The sequence below is a fragment of the uncultured Halopseudomonas sp. genome, from assembly GCF_963977355.1.
Classification (GTDB): Bacteria; Pseudomonadota; Gammaproteobacteria; order Pseudomonadales; family Pseudomonadaceae; genus Halopseudomonas.
The window spans coordinates 54,087-73,612 of the sequence record NZ_CAXBOV010000006.1; the positions used below are offsets into that span (position 1 = coordinate 54,087).

Here is a 19,526-nt window from a genome sequence, read left to right on the forward strand (position 1 = left end):
ATTTAGCAAACTGGCAGACTGACCGCCACAGCTAACCAGATCACGCCATCAATACAGAGACTGTTATGCAAACGGCCCATCTTTTGCTACTGATTGTGGTGCTTACCCCCATCGCTTACAGCCTGGCGCTAATGCGTTCAAGGGCGGTGGCCGAACCACTTGGTGGCATTCGCAATCTCAAGGCACTACCCTTTTATTATGCGGCGCGGGCGGCACTCTGGTGTGCGATCCCCGCGCTGATCGTACTGGCAGTATGGGCAGCCTTTGAAGGTAAGGTAATTCAAGGTCTGGTCATCGCTTCCATGCCCCAGGAAGTCTGGCCCGAATCTGCGGGAAGAGCCAGCCTGGTGCTTTCCCAGATCAGCAACGTCGCCGCCGGCAAGCTTGACGCCTCTGTCGTACCGGAGCATATCGCCGCCGCCGCCAACGTTCTCGAAGCGTTACGCGAGCGCAGTGCAAGCTTCAAGGCAATTCTGGTCGTGCTCATTGCCGTACTCGGTGCCGCCTTTGCCTGGACCCGCGTGGTTCCGCATATCAATGCACGGGAAAACGTAGAGCGAGCGCTGCGCTGGAGCTTTTTTTGCTGCGCCGCGGTTGCCGTGCTAACCACGGCAGGCATCGTTTTCTCGGTCATGTTCGAAACCCTGCGCTTTTTCGAGAAGGTGCCCATTTCTGACTTTCTGTTCAGCACCAGCTGGAGTCCGCAGACTGCCTTGCGGGCGGACCAGGTCGGGTCAGAAGGTGCGTTCGGTGTTATTCCACTGTTTACCGGTACCTTGCTGATTTCGGCCATTGCACTTTTGGTCGCAGTGCCAACCGGATTGCTGTCTGCGGTGTACCTGTCGGAATATGCGAGCAAACGCGCACGGTCGATTATCAAGCCGTTGATGGAAATGCTCGCAGGCGTACCTACCGTGGTCTACGGCTTTTTTGCTGCTCTTACCGTGGCGCCTTTCATTCGCGATCTTGCCAGCATTGTTGGCCTTGAAGCTTCCTCACAGAGCGCTCTGGCCGCTGGCCTGGTGATGGGCATCATGATCATTCCCTTTGTCTCATCACTGTCTGACGACGTTATCAACGCCGTACCGCAGGCGATGCGCGATGGATCGCTGGCACTGGGCGCAACCCAGTCAGAAACGATGAAGAAGGTTATCTTTCCGGCAGCGCTTCCCGGCATCATTGGCGGCATCCTGCTGGCGGCCTCGCGCGCAATCGGCGAGACAATGATCGTGGTCATGGCTGCTGGCCTGGCAGCCAACCTCACGGCCAACCCGCTGGAGTCAGTGACTACCGTAACCGTTCAGATCGCTACCTTGCTGGTAGGTGACCAGGAGTTCGACAGCGCTAAAACCCTGTCTGCCTTTGCGCTTGGCGCACTGCTGTTTATCGTCACGCTGGCACTCAACGTAGTGGCCCTCAAAATCGTCCGCAAATATAGGGAACAGTATGACTGATCAACGTTCTCAGGCGGAGATCGTCCGCCACTCCCTGAAGAAGCGCTACCGCAAGGAGCGCCGGTTTCGGGTCTACGGCATGGTGGCAATTTTCATTGCCCTCGCATCGCTGTTCATTCTCTTTGCTGACATCATCAATAAGGGTCATACGGGTTTTATCAAAACCACGATAACCCTGGATGTGCGATTGGATTCGGAGCAGATGTATCTGACCGACCCTACTGATGAAGATCAGCGGGCGATGGCGGACTTTACTGCGCCGATCATAACCGCACTGGAAGAGCTGATACCGGGCGCCCAGAGTGCGGCACAGAAGCGTGAGCTGAAGGGCCTGGTGGGCAACTACGCGGCCAACGATATCAGCGATCGCCTGCGCGCCAATCCCGAACTGCTGAACACGACTGAGACCTTTGTGTTTCAGGCCCATGATCAGGTATCAGTTTTCGTCAAGCACGCTGACAATCCACGCTACAGCATCCGACTCTCCGAGCAGCAACAGCAGTGGGTCAATCTGCTGATGGAAGAGGGTGTAATCAATACCAGCTTCAACGATACGCTGTTCAGCCGTGGCGATTCCCGTGATCCCGGAAGCGCCGGCATCCTCGGAGCCATCGTCGGGTCCCTGTTGACCATGCTGGTTACCCTGGCGATCTCCTTCCCCATGGGTATAGCCGCGGCGGTTTACCTCGAGGAGTTCGCTCCGCAGAACAAGTTCACCGACTTTATCGAAGTGAATATCAACAATCTGGCGGCGGTACCTTCCATCATCTTTGGCCTGCTCGGTCTGGCGGTCTTTATCGGTCTGTTCGGCATGCCACGCTCGGTACCGGTGGTCGGGGGTCTGGTATTGGCATTGATGACCCTGCCGACCATCATCATTTCCAGCCGTGCGGCGATCAAGAGTGTTCCGCCATCCATCCGCGAGGCAGCCGAAGGCATTGGCGCATCGAAGATGCAGGTGGTATTGCATCACGTCATACCGCTGGCAATGCCTGGCATGCTGACAGGATCCATCATCGGTATGGCACAGGCGCTGGGCGAAACAGCCCCTCTGCTGCTGATCGGAATGGTGGCCTTTATTGTCGATGTGCCTGAAGGCTTTTTTGATTCCGCAACCGTACTTCCGGTCCAGATCTACCTGTGGGCCAGCAGTTCGGAACAGGGATTTGTTGAGCTGGCATCCGCCGGCATCATGGTTCTGCTTACTTTCATGATAACTATGAACGCAATAGCCATCTGGCTTCGCAAACGCCTTGAGCGCCGGTGGTAAAGGAGATCTATATGACTACTATCAATTCACGCACTGCAGCCGATGAAGTCGCATTGCAGGAGCGCGCTCAAGCGCAACCCGAAGCCAAGAGCACAGCCCAGGACGCACCGATCGTCGAAGGCAAGACCGTTGGGATGCCGTACTCGGAGAACCCCAAGTTCAAGCTGCGTAACGTCGAGGTCTTCTACGGGGAAAACCGTGCGATCAAGGACATCAGCATTGATATCGCCCGCAATGAGGTGATTTCCTTTATCGGACCTTCCGGTTGCGGCAAGTCGACCTTTTTACGCTGCCTCAATCGCATGAATGACAGTATCGCCATCTGCCAGGTCAAGGGTGATCTGCTGCTGGACGGCGAAGACATCTATCATTCCAGGAACGACGTGGTGGAGCTGCGTGCTCGCGTGGGCATGGTGTTCCAGAAGCCTAATCCGTTCCCCAAGTCCATCTACGATAACGTCGCCTATGGCCCGCGCATTCACGGGCTGGCAAATCGCAAGGCCGATCTGGACGAAATTGTTGAAAGCAGTCTGCGCAAGGCTGGCTTGTGGGAGGAGGCCAAGGACCGGCTCCACGACATGGCAACCGGCATGTCTGGTGGTCAGCAGCAACGGCTGTGCATTGCCCGCGCCATTGCGGTGAGCCCAGAGGTCATTCTCATGGATGAACCCTGCTCTGCCCTTGACCCGATCGCCACAGCGAAAGTAGAAGAATTAATCGCTGAAATGTCGGAAAGTTACACCATCGTTATTGTCACGCATTCCATGCAGCAGGCCGCGCGAGTTTCCCATCGCACCGCTTACTTCCACATGGGGCACCTGGTGGAAGTGAACGAAACCACAAAGGTTTTTACCTCCCCGGAGCATGACCTTACCGAATCCTATATCACTGGTCGCTTCGGCTAAGCCTGAGCTTGTTGGACACTGGAGACGCGTTATGACAGATCAAAAAGACGAAGTGTACGGCGATCACATTTCAAACAAGTTCAATGACGAGCTGATGGACCTCAAGACCGAATTCCTCAAAATGGGCGGAATGGTCGAATCACAGGTCGAGCAGGCTATTCAGGCGCTGATCAACAGCGATGGTCAATTGGCCGAGACGGTCCGGGCCGGGGACAAGAAAGTAGACCGCATGGAAATGGATATCGACGAAGAGGCGACGTTGATTATCGCCCGTCGTCAGCCAGCCGCGCGGGATTTGCGCCTGGTGATTTCCGTTATCAAGATGGTCGCCGACCTGGAGCGTGTGGGCGACGAGGCCAAGAAGATCGCCAAGTTTGCCATCAAGCTTTCCGAAGAAGGCCAGGCACCCCGTGGCTATCTGGAAGTACGGCACATCGGCGACCATGTGCTGAGCATGTTACGTGATGCCCTGGATGCCTTTGCCCGCCTGGACTCGGTTCAGGCGCTGCGGATCATGAAGGAAGACAAGCGCGTGGACCAGGAATACCAGGCCGCCACACGCACCCTGCTGACCTTCATGATGGAAGATACCCGTAATATCTCACGCTGCATGTCGGTGATGTGGATTTTGCGCGCGCTGGAACGGGTAGGTGATCACGCCTGTAATATCGCCGAGAATGTGATCTTCATGGTCAAAGGTGAAGATGTACGCCACACACCGGTAGAAGAAGCGGAGAAAGTGGTAAGCCGTTGAGGTCTCCACCCCTTGCGCCAGCACTCACCCACGCATGCCGCCGGTGAGTGCTGGTCATACCGCCGAACGAATAGTCGAGCGATGCAGTCACTTTCAATTTGAAAGCAAGAAATGACATGTTCCGAGCTCGCCTGATCGCTAGAATCAAAGCGACACCAGGCAACCGGCTGCAAACGCCATGCACAAATATCATCCCTGCGCCCCCATCAAGACTTCCGAAGATCCCCGGTGGCAGCGAGTGCTTGCACGCGATCCCGGAGCGGACTCCCTGTTCTGGTATTCGGTAATCACTACCGGTATCTACTGCCGCCCGTCATGCCCCTCTCGGGTAGCCAACCCCCTGAACGTGCGTCTCCATGACTCCCTCGCCGCAGCCAAGGCAACCGGCTGTCGCCCATGCCTGCGCTGCGATCCAGACGGTGCCTCGCGGCAACAGCGCGACAGTGCACTGGTGCTTGCAGCTTGTCGCCTGCTTGAAGGCAGTCAGGCACCATTGAACCTGGAACGCCTGGCCCAGACGTTGGGCCTGAGTCCCAGTCACCTGCATCGAACCTTCAAGGCCATCACCGGGATAACACCCAAGGCATATGCCCGCGCATGGCGTGAAGCGCAGTTGCGACAGGAGCTTGCCCAGGCCAACTCCGTCACCGAGGCTCTCTTTGCTGCAGGTTTCAATTCCTTAAGCGGTTTCTACCAACACTCAAACAGGACCCTCGGCATGACGCCCAAGAGCTACCGCGCCGGAGGCGCAAACGAACAGCTGCACTTTGCGGTCGGCGACACCTCCCTCGGCGCGATTCTGGTCGCCTCCAGTGCCAAGGGTGTCGTCTGCGTGACCCTGGGTGATGGGCCCGAGCAACTGATCCGGGATCTGCAGGAGCGTTTCCCCGCCGCCAGCCTGATCGGCGCCGACGCGGACTATGAACGGGTGGTGGCACAACTTGTTGGGTTGGTGGAAGCCCCCGGCAAAAGCCTCGACTTGCCCCTCGACGTGCGCGGCACGGCATTTCAGCAACGCGTGTGGCAGGCTTTACAGGCAATCCCGTGTGGCCAGAAGGTGAGTTACGCAGAGGTTGCCAACCTTATCGGTCAGCCCACCGCAGCACGCGCAGTAGCCCGCGCCTGCGGAGCCAACGCCATCGCGGTTGCCATTCCCTGCCATCGAGTGGTCCGGCAGGATGGCGGCTTATCAGGTTACCGCTGGGGAATCGAGCGCAAGCGCGCCCTGTTGCAGCGCGAGGCCGACGGCACTTCACAGGTCGAGCCAGTACCGAAGCTGATATCCTGAATTTAACGGCGCTCGGTGTTTTAACCGCGATCTGTACCTGTACTCTGCGCGCCCGGCCTGGCTATGATCAAAAGCCTGTAGCAACCCAACCAGGTGATCCGCATGCCCCGCTCTTTCCGTTTCCAACAGGTCGATGTTTTTGCCGAAAAGCCAATGGAAGGCAACGCACTGGCTGTCGTCTGCCATGCTGATGACCTGACCGACGCCCAGATGGCCGCCTTCGCCCGCTGGACCAATCTGAGCGAAACGACCTTCCTACTGCGCCCAACCACAGCGCAGGCCGACTATCGTGTGCGTATCTTCACCCCTCAACGCGAGCTACCCTTCGCAGGCCATCCCACCCTTGGCTCCTGCCATGTGTGGCTGGCTGAGGGTGGCAGTCCGCGCGGGGATCGAATTGTTCAGGAATGCGAAGCCGGGCTGGTAGAAATTCGTCACGACGGCAACCACCTGGCGTTCACTGCCCCTCCGCTGCTCCGCAGCGGCGCCGTCGACAGCGCCACTATGCGGCAGATTGCCCGGGGGCTGGGTATCGACGAGAGCTGCATTGTTGCCAGTAACTGGGTAGACAATGGTCCAGGCTGGGTCGGCATACTGCTCTCATCACGGGAGGAAGTGCTGGCCCTGCGCGCAGACTATCCAGCCCTTGGCGGGCTCAACCTGGGCGTCATAGGCCCCTGGAACAGTGCGAATGCGGAGGCAGACGTTGAAGTACGCGCATTTATGGGCGACGAGTACGCCGAAGATCCTGTCACTGGAAGCCTGAATGCCAGCCTCGCCCAATGGCTGATTCCCGCGGGGACGTTACCTGCGCGTTATCGCGCCAGCCAGGGAACCGTCATCGGTAGACGTGGCAGGGTGAATATAGAGTCAGAGTCAGGAACCATCTGGGTGGGCGGTCAGGTTCAGCCAGTCATCACCGGTACAGTCTGCATCTGATCGCGACGCAAGCAGGTGTGTGTGGATCAACGCTTGTACTGCGTGGGACAGTAGGCCCGACTGACGGCAGGATCACGCAGCGCCGCATGCTTGGTAACACGGCCACCAACGCGGGCCCGCCAAAGGCGAAATGACGCTGGTTTTAGCTCGCGGCGCATCAGACGAATGACCGCCGACTCGTTCAGCCCATAGAGCGATTCGATAGCCTCAAAGGGCGTGCGGTCCTCCCAGGCCATCTCTATGATCCGCGAGCGATCAGCGGGTTCGAATGTACGGTTAATCAACTCTGCAGACTGGGACATTGCTACGCTCATAAAGCACATTGTTGAGCCAATTGAATCAGTAACAGCGCACTGGCGCCACGCCAAGATATATCAAAAGGCTACATACCCGGGCGAGGCGGCGCGGGACGTCCTAACCGCCGGAATTGAAACTGCAAAAAAAACCCCGAGCCGGTGCGGAAGATTCCGCATCGGCCCGAGGCTCTGTCGTACCAGGCTTGTGAGCCCGTGGGGCAGCTTACTTCAGATCAAAACGATCCAGGTTCATCACCTTGTCCCAGGCGGCGACGAACTCACGTACAAACTTATGCTCTGCATCGCTCGAGCCATAGACCTCAGCCAAGGCACGCAACTGGGAGTTGGAACCGAAGACCAGGTCGACGACCGTGCCTGTCCACTTCAGCTCGCCGGTCTTACGATCACGGCCTTCCAACACGTTGGCGTCTGCAGCCGACTTCTCCCATTTGCTGTTCATATCCAGCAAGTTGACGAAAAAGTCGTTATTCAGACTGCCGGGACGCTGGGTGAAGACCCCGTGCTGCGCCTGGCTAACATTGGCATTCAATGAGCGCAGGCCACCGACCAGCACGGTCATTTCCGGTGCGGTCAGAGTCAGCAACTGCGCCCGGTCAACCAACCAATCGGCGACCGAGCCTTTCAACCCCTGGCGGGCGTAGTTACGGAAGCCGTCAGCAACGGGATCCAGCGGCTCGAAGGAATCGACATCAGTCTGCTCCTGCGATGCATCGGTACGTCCCGGTGTAAAGGGCACGGTCACTTCGTGTCCGGCTTGCTTTGCTGCCGACTCAACCGCCGCGCAGCCACCCAACACAATCAGATCGGCCAGGGATACTTGCTTGCCGCCGGATTGACCTTGGTTGAACGCTTGCTGAATAGACTCAAGTTTGCCCAGTACTTTGGCCAGTTGCTCAGGCTGATTTACCTCCCAGTCCTTCTGCGGCGCAAGACGGATGCGCGCGCCGTTGGCACCACCACGCATATCGCTGCCACGGAACGTCGAGGCTGAAGCCCATGCAGTGGACACCAGCTCAGGGATCGACAGGCCCGACGCCAGGATGGTTGTCTTGAGGCTGGCAATATCCTGCTCGTCGACCAGCGGATGATCCACAGCAGGGATCGGGTCCTGCCATATAAGCTCTTCCTGGGGCACCAGCGGGCCAAGATAGCGTGCAACCGGACCCATATCGCGGTGAGTCAGCTTGAACCAGGCGCGAGCAAATGCATCGGCCAGCTCTGCAGGGTTTTCCATGAAACGGCGCGAAATCTTTTCATAGGCTGGGTCCATGCGCAGGGCCATATCTGCGGTAGACATCATTGGTGCTTCGCGCTTGCTCGAATCATGGGCTGCGGGCACCGCATTTTTAGCTGCCGGGTCAGTGGGAGTCCACTGATGGGCACCTGCCGGGCTCTTGGTCAGTTCCCACTCGTAACCAAACAGGTTTTCGAAGTAGCCGTTATCCCACTGGATCGGATTATTGGTCCAGGCGCCTTCCAGGCCGCTGGTAATGGTCTCGCCACCCTTGCCGCTGCCAAAGCTGTTGGTCCAGCCGAAACCCTGCTCTTCAACCCCAGCAGCTTCCGGCTCAGCACCGGTGTACTGGCCCGGATCGGCAGCGCCATGGCATTTACCGAAAGTGTGACCGCCAGCAACCAGAGCTACGGTTTCCTCGTCATTCATCGCCATACGGGCAAAGGTCTCACGGATATCCCGTGCTGACCCAAGCGGATCCGGCGTGCCATTGGGGCCTTCCGGGTTCACGTAGATCAGACCCATCTGCACGGCAGCAAGCGGATTGGCAAGCTCACGGTCGCCGCTATAACGCTCATCAGCCATCCACGCTGATTCCGGGCCCCAGGAGATGTCCTGCTCCGGTTCCCAGATATCAACGCGGCCACCTGCGTAGCCAAAGGTCTTGAAGCCCATGGTTTCCAGAGCAACGTTACCGGTCAGAATAAACAGGTCAGCCCAGGAGAGCTTGCGACCGTATTTCTGCTTGATCGGCCAAAGCAGGCGACGAGCCTTGTCCAGGTTGCCGTTGTCCGGCCAGCTGTTGAGCGGTGCAAAACGCTGGGATCCTGAACCGCTACCACCCCGTCCGTCCTGGATACGGTAGGTGCCAGCACTGTGCCAGGCCATACGAATAAAGAACGGGCCATAATGACCGTAATCCGCCGGCCACCAATCCTGGGAATCGGTCATCAGGGCAGTCAGGTCGTCTATAACGGCGTGCAGATCCAGACTTTTGAATTCCTGCGCGTAGTCGAAACCATCATCCATCGGATTGGACAGCGCAGAGTGCTGATGGAGAATTTTCAGGTCCAGCTGGTTGGGCCACCAATCGCGGTTTTTGGAGCCCAGCTCCGCCATCTTGGCAGCGCCACTCGAAAACGGGCATTTAGCTTCATTCGACATGATTGTTGTTTCCTTTGGTTGATCTTGTAATTCAGTAGCCGGAGTCTGCGCTGAAACAGGAAATTAATGAAATAGCTTTCTCTAATAGCTTTTATAGATAAGAGTGCTGCCTCTGAGAAATATTGGCCATGGGAAGAAGCGGATTCTTTGCCTATCACCGGAGCGGTGATCCCGATGGCTGGCCCTTACCTGAAAAATCCTGCCGCAATCGCGCGGCCCTTTGCTGGCCTGCCATCGCCCGGGGCTGTTAAGCTCAATGCATATGTCCCAGCGGAGGAATCAATGCCCAGCCCCACCTTTGACCAACTGCATCGTCAGCCCGGTCCATTCTTTCTGGCACTGGGTGGGGCCGGAATGTTCGGCGCCAACTTCTACCTGTTCGGCTCCTGCGGCCAATGGATAGCAGTGGACTGTGGTTTTGCGCTTTCGGCTGCGCCCGGGGGCAACAATATGGTCTCGGTGCCTAGCCTGGCAGCGCTCGAGCAGCACGACATCAAGTTGTCTGCATTGTTGATTACCCATGGTCATGAAGATCACATCGGCGCTGTTGCCCACCTCTGGCAAAAGCTCGACTGCCCCCTGTATGCCACCCGGTTCACTGCCCGGTTGATTCGCAACAAGCTCGACCCGAAACAAAAATGGCCGCGTCTGCACGAAATCAAGCCACTGCAACCGGTCGGTATCGGCGCCTTTCAGGCTGAGTGGATACCGGTCACCCATTCGATCCCCGAGTCCAACGCCATCGTTCTTGACGTGGCGGGCAAACGTCTCTACCACAGTGGCGACTGGAAGCTCGACTCCAAGCCGGTGGTCGGAGAGCTCACTGCCCAGGGTCGGTTGCAGGCCATCGGTCGTGAGGGCGTGGACGTAATCGTCGGCGACTCCACCAACGCGCCCAATAGGGGTGCTAGCCGCTCCGAGGCCGAGGTGCAGAACGGGCTGCAGGATGCGATCAGACCCTGCAGTCAACGCGTCATAGTCACCTGTTTCGCCAGCAATCTCGCCCGCCTGCAGAGCCTGACTGAAATTGCCTTCGACGCCGGACGCTATGCCGCACTGCTGGGTCGCAGCCTGCTTACCATGCAAGCAGCCGGACGGGCCGAACGGTATTTGGAAACCCGGCCCGGTTTTATTTCGCCATGGGAGTTGGGTTACCTGCCCCGCGAACAACAACTGTGGATCTGCACCGGCAGCCAGGGAGAGCCTGCGGCAGCCCTCGGCAGACTGGCCAGTGGCAATCACCCCCACTTGAGTTTGGAAGCAGGCGATACGGTCCTGTTCTCTTCACGCCTGATCCCCGGCAACGAAGAGGCGCTGGCCCGTATCAAGGCAGGCCTGAAGGCCCAGGGGGTGATTGTGATCGACGACGAGATGGCGCCGATTCATGCCTCAGGCCATCCGCCCCAGGAAGACCTGCGTCAACTATATGATTGGCTGAAAGCACGCTACCTGTTGCCCGTGCACGGTGAACACTATCATCAGCAGGCCCATCTCGATTTTGGCCGAAGCCTGGGACTGCAGGGCATTTTGCCCTCCAACGGGGACCTGATCGACCTGAGTGGTCAGCCACGCAAGATCGGTACGCTGCCCTGGGGCCTGGTAGAGATTCAACAGTAGACCGGTTGTGCCCACTGGCAGAATCAGAAAACCTCTTTCATCTGCTCCCAGGCCATACCCAGCGCCAGCAACGGCGCCCGCAAATGCTTTCCGCCCGGGAAGGTCATATGCGGTATCCGGTCAAACAGTTCGAAGCCACGGCTGGCCTGGCCGCTAACCGCTTCTCCAAGCAGCTTGGCGGCCAGATGGGTGCAGTTGATACCGTGGCCGGCATAGGCTTGAGCGTAGAAAACGTTGGGGTGATCGGCGAGCTTGCCGACCTGCGGTAAGCGATTGGCTCCGATGCCAATCATCCCACCCCACTGGAATTCGACCCGGGTATTGGCCAACTGCGGAAAAACCCGCAGCATTTTCGGCCGCATATAGCCTGCGATGTCTTTGGGGTCACGCCCGGAGTAGTGACAGGCGCCGCCGAAAATCAGTCGGTTATCAGCAGACAGACGATAATAGTCCAGGGCCACGCGCTGGTCGCACAGGGCCATATTCTGAGGTATCAGACTGCGGGCCAACTCTTCGCCCAGGGGCTCGGTGGCAATCACGTAACTGCCCGCGGGCAGCACCTTGCCACTCAGTTGCGGCTGCAGGTCGCCGAGGTAGGCGTTGCCGGCCAGTACCAACTGGCCTGCACTGACGCTACCGTTGGCGGTATGGACCTTGACCCGGGGCCCATGCTCGATCCGCACCACACGGGAGTTTTCGCACAGCTGCACACCCAGCCGCTGGGCAGCCGCCGCCTCACCCAGCAACAGGTTGAGCGGGTGCAAATGTCCCGAACCCATGTCCGTCATGCCGCCCAGATAGAAATCAGAGTTGACCACCTGGCCAATATCCTCCCGGGCAATCAGGCGCATCTCATGCTCATAGCCCAGGTCCTGGAGCTCTTCCTTTTCCGCCTGAAAGTCATCCATGTGGCGGGCCTTGTTGGCCAGATCGCAATAGCCCCAGACCAGGTTGCAATCAATGGCATATTGCTCGACCCGTCGCTTGACCAACTGAACGGCTTCAAGGCCCATCAGCTTGAGGTCGCGCACACCCTCTTCACCGATCGTATTGGTGAACTGTTCGAGACCGTGGCCAACCCCGCGAATCAGCTGGCCTCCATTGCGCCCACTGGCGCCCCAACCGATATGGCTGGCCTCCAACAGCACCACGCTGAGGCCTCGCTCGGCCAGTTCAATCGCGGTATTGATGCCGGTATAGCCGCCACCGACGATACAGACATCCGCCTCCACCGCACCGGCGAGTGGCGGACAGGTCAGATCGACATTGGTGGTGGCGCGGTACCAGGAAGGAGCAGGCGTGAGTTGCGGCGAATGGGCGAGCATGGCGGCGTCCGTTTGATATATTACGAAATAATGTAAATTAAAATTGACACTAGCATAAACATTAATCGGCTTCAGGTACAGGGATTGCCAGACTCTCCTTGAGCTCTTCCATGACGATATAGCTCTTGGATTCGCGCACGCCGGGCAGCTTGAGCAGGATGTCACCCAGCAGCTTGCGATAGGACGCCATCTCGGAAATCCTCGCCTTGATCAGATAGTCGAAGTCACCTGACACAAGGTGGCACTCCAGCACATGGGGCAATTTGATCGCAGCCCGGCGAAACTCATCGAAAATATCCGCCGACTTGGAAGAAAGGCTGATCTCGACGAACACCAGCAAACTCGCTTCGAGTTTTTGCGGGTTGAGGCGGGCGCCATAACCGAGAATGAATTTTTCCCGCTCAAGCCGCTTGACCCGCTCCATGCAGGGCGTGGTGGACAAACCGACCCGCTCACCGAGATCTACATAGGACATGCGGCCCTCGCTTTGCAGCAGCCGAAGGATGTGCCGGTCGATCTTGTCCAGCTCACGACTGGAGGCTCTACGGGTTTTCAACATTAACTCCTGTTATTACGGCATTACTCAGGAAATTACTCTGCACATCGCTGATTATTCAAACCAAGCCTGCAGGTTCATGCTTTTAGAATAGCAATATCGTCCATCAGGACAATGACTATTTGACGGCGGGACAGGAGGCAGGCATGCACGTAATGGTTCTGGGTAGCGGTGTTATCGGGGTCACCAGCGCCTGGTATCTGGCGCGCGCCGGGCACCAGGTCACGGTGATTGATCGCCAACCGGGTGCGGGCCTGGAAACCAGTTTCGGCAACGCGGGCATGATCTCCCCCGGTTACTCCTCCCCGTGGGCCGCCCCCGGCGTACCGGTCAAGGCCCTGAAATGGATGATCGCCAAACATGCCCCCCTGGCCATCAGCCCCACCGCAGACCCACACCAGTACCGCTGGATGATGCAGATGCTGGGCAACTGCACCCAGGCCCGCTATACGGTCAACAAAGGCCGGATGATGCGCCTGGCCGAATACAGCCGCGACTGTTTGGTGCAACTGCGCCGCGATACCGGCGTGGAGTACGAACACCGTGAGCAGGGCACTCTTCAGCTGTTTCGCACCCAGCAGCAACTGGACGCGGTAGCCAAGGACATCCAGGTACTGGAAACCTGTGGCGTGCCGTATCAACTGCTCGACCGGGCAGGCTGTGTTGCCCACGAGCCCGGACTGGCGACCAGCGCCCACAAGATCGTCGGAGGGTTGTTGCTACCCAACGACGAGACCGGCGACTGCCACCTGTTTACCACACGCCTGGCAGACAAATGCCGGGAGCTGGGCGTCACCTTCCATTTCGACTGCACGATTACCCGGCTACTCGACGATGGCGAGCGGATCACCGGCGTGGCGACCGAGCAGGGCATCATGCGCGCTGATAGTTACGTGCTGGCCCTTGGCAGCTATGCGCCACAGCTGCTCAAGCCGCTGAACATTGCGCTCCCGGTGTATCCGGTCAAAGGCTATTCCCTGACCTTGCCGGTAGCCGACGACGCCAAAGCGCCGGTCTCCACCGTAATGGATGAAACCTACAAGGTAGCCATGACCCGGTTCGCCGGCCGCATCCGCGTAGGCGGCATGGCAGAACTGACCGGCTTTGATGCCAGCCTGCAGGTCAAGCGACGGGCCACGCTGGAGATGGTCGTCAAGGACCTGTTCCCCGGTGGCGGTCGCCTTGAGGAAGCCACGTTCTGGACCGGCTTCCGTCCAATGACGCCCGATGGCACACCGATCATCGGCGCATCCTCACGGCGGAACCTGTTTCTCAACAGCGGGCATGGCACACTGGGCTGGACCATGTCCTGCGGCTCCGGCCAATTGCTGGCAGATCTGGTCAGCGCACGCACACCGGCCATCAGCACCGAAGGGCTGGGCCTTTTCCGTTACACCCCCAACAGGGAGATTCGCCGACATGTCGATACAGCGTCTGCACACTAATCAGCGCATGAGCCAGATTGTCATCCATCAGAACACCCTGTACCTGGCGGGCCAGGTTGCAGCCGATGATGACCTGGCAAAGGATGCCGGCGCACAGACCCTGAGCACCTTCGGCGAAATCGAGAAACTGCTGGCTGAGGCCGGTACCGAGAAGACCCGGATTCTCTCGGTAACTATCTACCTGAAGGACATCGACGCTGACTTCGAGGCAATGAACAGCGCCTGGGACCAGTGGTTGCCAGCGGGCACGGCGCCAGCGCGGGCGACCGTCGAGGCCAAGCTCTGTGAGCCGGAGATTCTGGTCGAGATGTCCGTCATTGCGGCCGTGCCGTAAGGTGCACAGGTCTGATAATCTACGCATTTAGCGGGGCTTGCCGGCCCCGCGACCGCTGACAAGAAGCCTCCTATGCGCCCTGCCCACGCCCTTATCGATCTCGACGCCCTGCGGCACAACTATCGGCTCGCCAAGAGCCTTTCGGGCGCCCGTGCCTTCGCGGTGATCAAAGCAAACGCCTACGGCCACGGTGCCGTGGAATGCGCCAACGCCCTGGCAGCCGAGGCCGACGCCTTTGCCGTAGCCTGCATCGAGGAGGCATTGGAGCTGCGCACGGCGGGTATCACCCAACCGATTCTGCTGCTCGAGGGCTGGTTTGAAGCCAGTGAATTGCCGCTGATTGCCGAACACCAGCTCTGGGCTGTGGTTCACGAGCAATGGCAGGTGACCGATTTGCTCGAGGCGCAGCTAAGCCAGCCGCTGCATATCTGGCTCAAGCTCGACAGCGGCATGCACCGGGTCGGCTTTGCTCCAGAGGTATATCCAACAGTCTGGCGACAGCTGGAGGCAAGCGCACAGGTAGCCAGCCTGACCAAGATCAGCCATTTTTCACGTGCAGACGAGCCGGATACAGGCCGCACTGAAGAGCAGATGGCAATCTTTACCCGCGCAACCTCAGGTCTGGTAGGACCCGCCAGCCTATGTAATTCTCCAGGGATACTGGCCTGGCCGCAGGCGCATAACGACTGGCTGCGCCCGGGCATAATGCTCTACGGCGCCACCCCTTTCGGCTTTCCGCAGGGGCATGCCGACCTCCTTAAGCCGGTCATGCAGTTGCAGTCAAAGGTCATTGCGGTGCGGGATCTGCCAGCCGGCGAGCCTGTCGGTTACGGCTCGCGCTTTGTCACGTCGCGGGCGACTCGCGTAGGTGTGGTCGCCATGGGCTATGCGGACGGCTATCCGCGACACGCTCCGGACGGCACACCAGTGCTGGTCGAAGGCCAGCGCAGCCAATTGATCGGTCGGGTATCCATGGACATGCTGACCGTGGATCTGACCGACCTACCAGACTGCGGACTGGGTAGCCAAGTGCGGCTCTGGGGTACGGGGCTCAATGCAAGCGAGGTGGCGGCTCACGCCGGCACCATTGCCTATCAGCTTTTTTGCAACCTCAACCGCGTACCACGACGTTTCACTTCTTCTTTTTCTGCTTCCGCCACTTGAGGCTGAACAGGTCGGTACGCCGATCCTTGAGGTTGGTAACAGAGCCTTCGTTGCGCACCAGTTTCAACCGGGTGTAGTCCAGATCCGAGAAGAAAATCATCTCGGTATTTGGCGTGGTTTCGTTCAGCACCGCATCGTGGGGGAAGGGAAAGTCCGACGGCGAAAATACTGCTGACTGTGCGTACTGAATCCCCAGATTTTCAATGGAGGGCACGTTGCCCACACTGCCGCACAGCACGACGTAACACTCGTTCTCGATTGCCCGTGCATGGGCGCAATGGCGCACCCGCTGATAACCGTTCTTGGTATCGGTCCAGAAGGGCACAAACAGCAGATCCATATCCTGATCCGCCAGCAGGCGGCCCAGCTCGGGAAACTCCACGTCGTAGCAGATCAGAATACCTACTCGCCCTGCGTCAGTCTCGAACACGGCGAGGTCATCGCCCCCTTCTATAACCCAGTCACGACGCTCCTGGGGCGTAATGTGCAGCTTGGCCTGGCGTTCTTCGGTACCGTCCCGGCGCAGCAGATAGGCCACGTTATACAGGCGGCCATCTTCACCTTCCTCGATCATTGAGCCGGCAATGATATTGATGTTGTAGCTGACCGCCATAAGCAGCATCTCGGTGCGAAAGCGTTCGGTAAAACTACTCAGGAAGCGAATGGCTTCGATATCGTCGGTCTGATTGCGCAGCCCCATCAATGGTGCATTGAACAGCTCGGGAAACACCGCAAAGTCACTCTGGTAATCCGACAAAGCATCGACGAAATATTCCACCTGCTCGAGTACCGCCTCCACCGAAGCGAAACGGCGCATTTGCCACTGCACAGCGCCCACCCGAACCTGGTTCCGATTGGTCTGCAGCAATCGCTCTTCGGGTTCATAGAGTATGTTGCTCCACTCCAGCAGCGTGGCGTAGCCCATGGATTTCTTGTCCTCGGGCAGGTAGCGACGCATCAGACGCTTGACCTGAAAGTCATTGGCCAACTGGAAGGAGAGAATCGGGTCATGGATCTCCTTGCGGTCCACGGCCTCGATGTATTCGGTCGGTTTCAACTCATCGGCGTGTTCGTGGTAACCCGGTATCCGGCCTCCAGCCAGGATCGCCTGCAGATTGCGCGAACGGCACAGCTCCTTGCGCGCCTCATACAACCGGCGGCCCAGGCGGTGACCCCGATATTCCGGATCAATCAGTACATCCAGGCCGTAGATTGCATCGCCGTCATCCTTGTTCGGGATGATCTCTGTCTGACCAATCAGATCGGCGTACTTGTGCGGGTCGGAAAAAACGTCGTAATCGACCATGACACTGAGCGCGACACCGATCAGTTTCTTGCCATCAACAATGGCCAACTGGCCATCAGGAAAATCTTTGATCAACTGGGTAATAGTCTTTTTCGGCCAGGCACCACCGATGTCATCGTAGACCTTGTCCATTAATACCTTGAGCTGCGGGTAGTCGCTGGGTTTCAGCGTCCGCAGGGTCAAATGCAGGTCTTCAAGATCCATATTGTGTGCCTCTCTTCTCATTTTTGATTGAAATCATCATAACAGGTGTTCAAGCATCCCCTTGGTTCCGTTGTAAATTCTGAACAGTCATGCAATGATTTAGTTCATTTTTTACCACCCTGATTTTCCGGAGGATTCGCTATTGGACGTAGGTGCCCGCCTAAAAACAATTCGCAAGCTCAAGGGCCTGTCTCAGCGTGAACTGGCAAAACGAGCCGGAGTCACCAACAGCACCATCTCCATGATCGAGAAGAATAGCGTCAGCCCCTCGGTCAGCTCCCTGAAAAAGGTGCTGTCAGGTATTCCTATGTCCCTGGTGGATTTCTTTTCCCTTGAGGTGGACGAGGACAGCCCTCGCAAGGTGATCTATCGCGCCGATGAACTTCTGGATATCGGCTCGGGCGAAGTCACCATGAAACTGGTTGGCAAAGGTCATCCCAATCGGGCTTTTTCGTTTCTTAATGAGATCTATCCACCCGGCTCCGATACCGGTCCGGATATGCTCAACCACGAGGGGGAAGAGGCTGGCACCGTAGTGGCCGGTCAGCTGGAGGTCACGGTAGGCAGCGAAATCTATGTACTCGATACTGGTGACAGCTACTATTTCGACAGCAGCCAGCCGCATCGCTTCCGCAATCCCTTCGAGGTAGCCTGCGTACTGGTCAGTGCGACCACACCGGCTAATTTCTAGCCGCCAGCCGAGCTGGTAATGCAGACCCATCCCGCCATCAGAGGCAGATACATGACCGGCAACGCCACCCCTGAACTACTCATCGGAGCCAGTACCGAACGCTCGGTTGCTATCAGCCCGAAAATGGCCAATCGCCATGGCCTGATTGCTGGTGCGACCGGCACTGGTAAAACCATCACACTGCAGGTGCTTGCCCAGGGGTTTTCCGATCTCGGGGTGCCTGTGCTGGTACCCGATATCAAGGGTGACTTTTCCGGCATTGCAATGCCTGGAACCATGGGTGAAAAGCTGGCCAAGCGCGCCGCAAAGGTCGGCCTCGATGATCTGCAGATGCGTGGCGCGCCCACGGTGTTCTGGGATGTCTATGGCGAGCACGGTCACCCCCTGCGTCTGACCATGGCTGATTTTGGTCCGGTCATGCTGGCCCGCCTGCTCAACCTTAACGAGACCCAGACGGGTGTTCTGCAGATTCTCTTTCGGGTGGCCGACGACAACGGCTGGTTGCTGCTGGATCTCAAGGATCTGCGTGCAATGCTGTCGCATATAAACCAGCATCGTGGGGAGATCGGCCCGCGCTACGGCAACATTTCTCCGGCCAGTATTGGCGCGATTCAACGTTCATTGCTCAACCTTGAGGGTCAAGGTGGCGAGCGTCTGTTTGGCGAGCCAGCGGTGACTCTGGAGGACTTCCTGCAGACCGACGATCAGGGGCGAGGCGTGGTAAATATCCTGCACGCTGCACGCCTGTATCGGGACACGCCCCTTGCCTACTCGAGCATCCTGCTGTGGTTGCTGTCGTCACTCTTCGAGCAGTTGCCTGAGAGGGGCGATGCCGACAAGCCACGCTTTGTGCTGTTTTTTGACGAGGCGCATCTGTTATTCAAGGACACGCCCAAGAGTCTGACAGACAGGATCGAGCAGGTTGTCCGGTTGATTCGCTCCAAGGGCGTCGGCGTGTACTTCATTACACAGAGCCCGCTGGATGTTCCCGAGGCGATCCTGGGTCAGCTTGGCAACCGCGTTCAGCATGCACTGCGCGCGTTCACCCCACGCGATCAGAAAGCGGTGCGCAGTGCGGCGCAAACCTTCAGGGCCAACCCGGGCCTGGATACCGAACAGGTAATCACCGAACTCGGCGTTGGCGAGGCGCTGGTATCGGTTCTGGACGAGAAGGGCGTACCCACTCCAGTAGAGAAGGTCATGGTCCGTCCACCCGCCAGCCAGATGGGACCCATCACCGATGAGCAACGCCGCAGCCTGCTCAGCGACTCGTTTTTGGCAGGGGTTTACGATCAGGAGCTTGACCGCGACTCAGCCTATGAGATCCTATTGCGCCAGACCAAGAAGGCATTGTCGGAAGAAACTGCCAAGACCCGAACCCAGCAGGAAGCCCATAAGGAGCAGCGACCCAGCCGCTCCCGAAGCAAGTCGGGACTGGAAAGCATGGCCGGTGCAGTAGGCAAGAGTGCCATGCGCACCCTGGGTAGTCAGCTAGGCAGGGCCATCGTGCGTGGCCTGCTCGGATCACTGAAGGGTCGCTAACCCGGCTGCGAAATAGC

Annotated in this window: 17 protein-coding genes; 12 read left to right on the top strand and 5 right to left on the bottom strand. The window is 58.3% G+C overall.

The features are described from left to right. Positions 1-65: 65 nt before the first annotated feature. From pstC to AAC076_RS04350, 6 genes are all read left to right on the top strand, one after another. Entirely contained in the window at positions 66-1,454 is a 1,389-nt protein-coding gene (gene pstC / locus AAC076_RS04325; protein WP_339843171.1) for a phosphate ABC transporter permease subunit PstC, read from the top strand. Beyond that, a complete protein-coding gene (gene pstA / locus AAC076_RS04330) occupies positions 1,447-2,724 on the top strand; it encodes a phosphate ABC transporter permease PstA (RefSeq protein ID WP_339843172.1) in 1,278 nt (425 codons plus the stop codon). Before pstC ends, pstA begins: the two co-directional genes overlap by 8 nt. 134 nt (positions 2,725-2,858) lie before the next feature. Further along, complete coding sequence (gene pstB, locus AAC076_RS04335; protein WP_339843283.1) at positions 2,859-3,629, top strand: phosphate ABC transporter ATP-binding protein PstB; 771 nt, start codon at positions 2,859-2,861, stop codon at positions 3,627-3,629. Positions 3,630-3,660: 31 nt separating this feature from the next. Further along, positions 3,661-4,383 (top strand): phosphate signaling complex protein PhoU, encoded by a 723-nt coding sequence (phoU, locus tag AAC076_RS04340; RefSeq protein ID WP_339843173.1) that lies wholly within the window; start codon positions 3,661-3,663, stop codon positions 4,381-4,383. A gap of 178 nt (positions 4,384-4,561) precedes the next feature. Beyond that, positions 4,562-5,671 (top strand): bifunctional DNA-binding transcriptional regulator/O6-methylguanine-DNA methyltransferase Ada, encoded by a 1,110-nt coding sequence (ada, locus tag AAC076_RS04345; protein WP_339843174.1) that lies wholly within the window; start codon positions 4,562-4,564, stop codon positions 5,669-5,671. A gap of 102 nt (positions 5,672-5,773) precedes the next feature. Beyond that, the gene (locus AAC076_RS04350; RefSeq protein ID WP_339843175.1) at positions 5,774-6,610 is read left to right on the top strand and encodes a PhzF family phenazine biosynthesis protein; all 837 of its coding nucleotides are present in this window, start codon (positions 5,774-5,776) and stop codon (positions 6,608-6,610) included. Positions 6,611-6,636: 26 nt separating this feature from the next. Here the strand turns inward: AAC076_RS04350 and AAC076_RS04355 are convergent, their stop codons facing one another. Both AAC076_RS04355 and katG read right to left on the bottom strand, forming a co-directional pair. After that, positions 6,637-6,912: a TIGR03643 family protein gene (locus tag AAC076_RS04355; RefSeq protein ID WP_339843176.1), complete on the bottom strand. Its 276-nt coding sequence runs from the start codon at positions 6,910-6,912 to the stop codon at positions 6,637-6,639. A 217-nt stretch (positions 6,913-7,129) separates the two neighbouring features. Next, on the bottom strand, positions 7,130-9,325 hold the full coding sequence (gene katG, locus AAC076_RS04360) for a catalase/peroxidase HPI (protein WP_339843177.1): 2,196 nt from the start codon (positions 9,323-9,325) through the stop codon (positions 7,130-7,132). Between the two features lie 282 nt (positions 9,326-9,607). Between katG and AAC076_RS04365 the strand changes: the two genes are divergently transcribed. After that, entirely contained in the window at positions 9,608-10,942 is a 1,335-nt protein-coding gene (locus AAC076_RS04365) for a ribonuclease J (protein WP_339843178.1), read from the top strand. A gap of 23 nt (positions 10,943-10,965) precedes the next feature. Here AAC076_RS04365 and AAC076_RS04370 read toward each other — a convergent pair whose 3' ends face one another. Then, the gene (locus AAC076_RS04370; protein ID WP_339843179.1) at positions 10,966-12,267 is read right to left on the bottom strand and encodes an FAD-binding oxidoreductase; all 1,302 of its coding nucleotides are present in this window, start codon (positions 12,265-12,267) and stop codon (positions 10,966-10,968) included. Positions 12,268-12,328: 61 nt separating this feature from the next. Continuing rightward, entirely contained in the window at positions 12,329-12,823 is a 495-nt protein-coding gene (locus AAC076_RS04375) for an Lrp/AsnC ligand binding domain-containing protein (RefSeq protein ID WP_339843180.1), read from the bottom strand. A gap of 146 nt (positions 12,824-12,969) precedes the next feature. Here AAC076_RS04375 and AAC076_RS04380 point away from each other — a divergent pair, with 146 nt between their 5' ends. The 3 genes from AAC076_RS04380 to alr all read left to right on the top strand — a co-directional run bounded on the left by AAC076_RS04380 (position 12,970) and on the right by alr (position 15,766). Beyond that, positions 12,970-14,268, top strand: a complete 1,299-nt coding sequence (locus tag AAC076_RS04380) for a D-amino acid dehydrogenase (RefSeq protein ID WP_339843181.1) — start codon at positions 12,970-12,972, stop codon at positions 14,266-14,268. Further along, entirely contained in the window at positions 14,243-14,602 is a 360-nt protein-coding gene (locus tag AAC076_RS04385) for a RidA family protein (RefSeq protein WP_339843182.1), read from the top strand. Before AAC076_RS04380 ends, AAC076_RS04385 begins: the two co-directional genes overlap by 26 nt. A gap of 72 nt (positions 14,603-14,674) precedes the next feature. Beyond that, positions 14,675-15,766, top strand: coding sequence for an alanine racemase (gene alr, locus AAC076_RS04390; RefSeq protein WP_339843183.1), 1,092 nt, complete (start codon positions 14,675-14,677; stop codon positions 15,764-15,766). On the opposite strand, the gene AAC076_RS04395 is transcribed toward alr, so the two are convergent. Continuing rightward, positions 15,735-17,276: a bifunctional GNAT family N-acetyltransferase/carbon-nitrogen hydrolase family protein gene (locus AAC076_RS04395; protein WP_339843184.1), complete on the bottom strand. Its 1,542-nt coding sequence runs from the start codon at positions 17,274-17,276 to the stop codon at positions 15,735-15,737. The genes alr and AAC076_RS04395 overlap by 32 nt on opposite strands. A 142-nt stretch (positions 17,277-17,418) precedes the next feature. On the opposite strand from AAC076_RS04395, the gene AAC076_RS04400 reads away from it, so the two are divergent. Then, positions 17,419-17,967, top strand: coding sequence for a cupin domain-containing protein (locus AAC076_RS04400; protein WP_339843185.1), 549 nt, complete (start codon positions 17,419-17,421; stop codon positions 17,965-17,967). Between the two features lie 51 nt (positions 17,968-18,018). Continuing rightward, on the top strand, positions 18,019-19,509 hold the full coding sequence (locus tag AAC076_RS04405; protein ID WP_339843186.1) for a helicase HerA-like domain-containing protein: 1,491 nt from the start codon (positions 18,019-18,021) through the stop codon (positions 19,507-19,509). Positions 19,510-19,526: the final 17 nt, after the last annotated feature.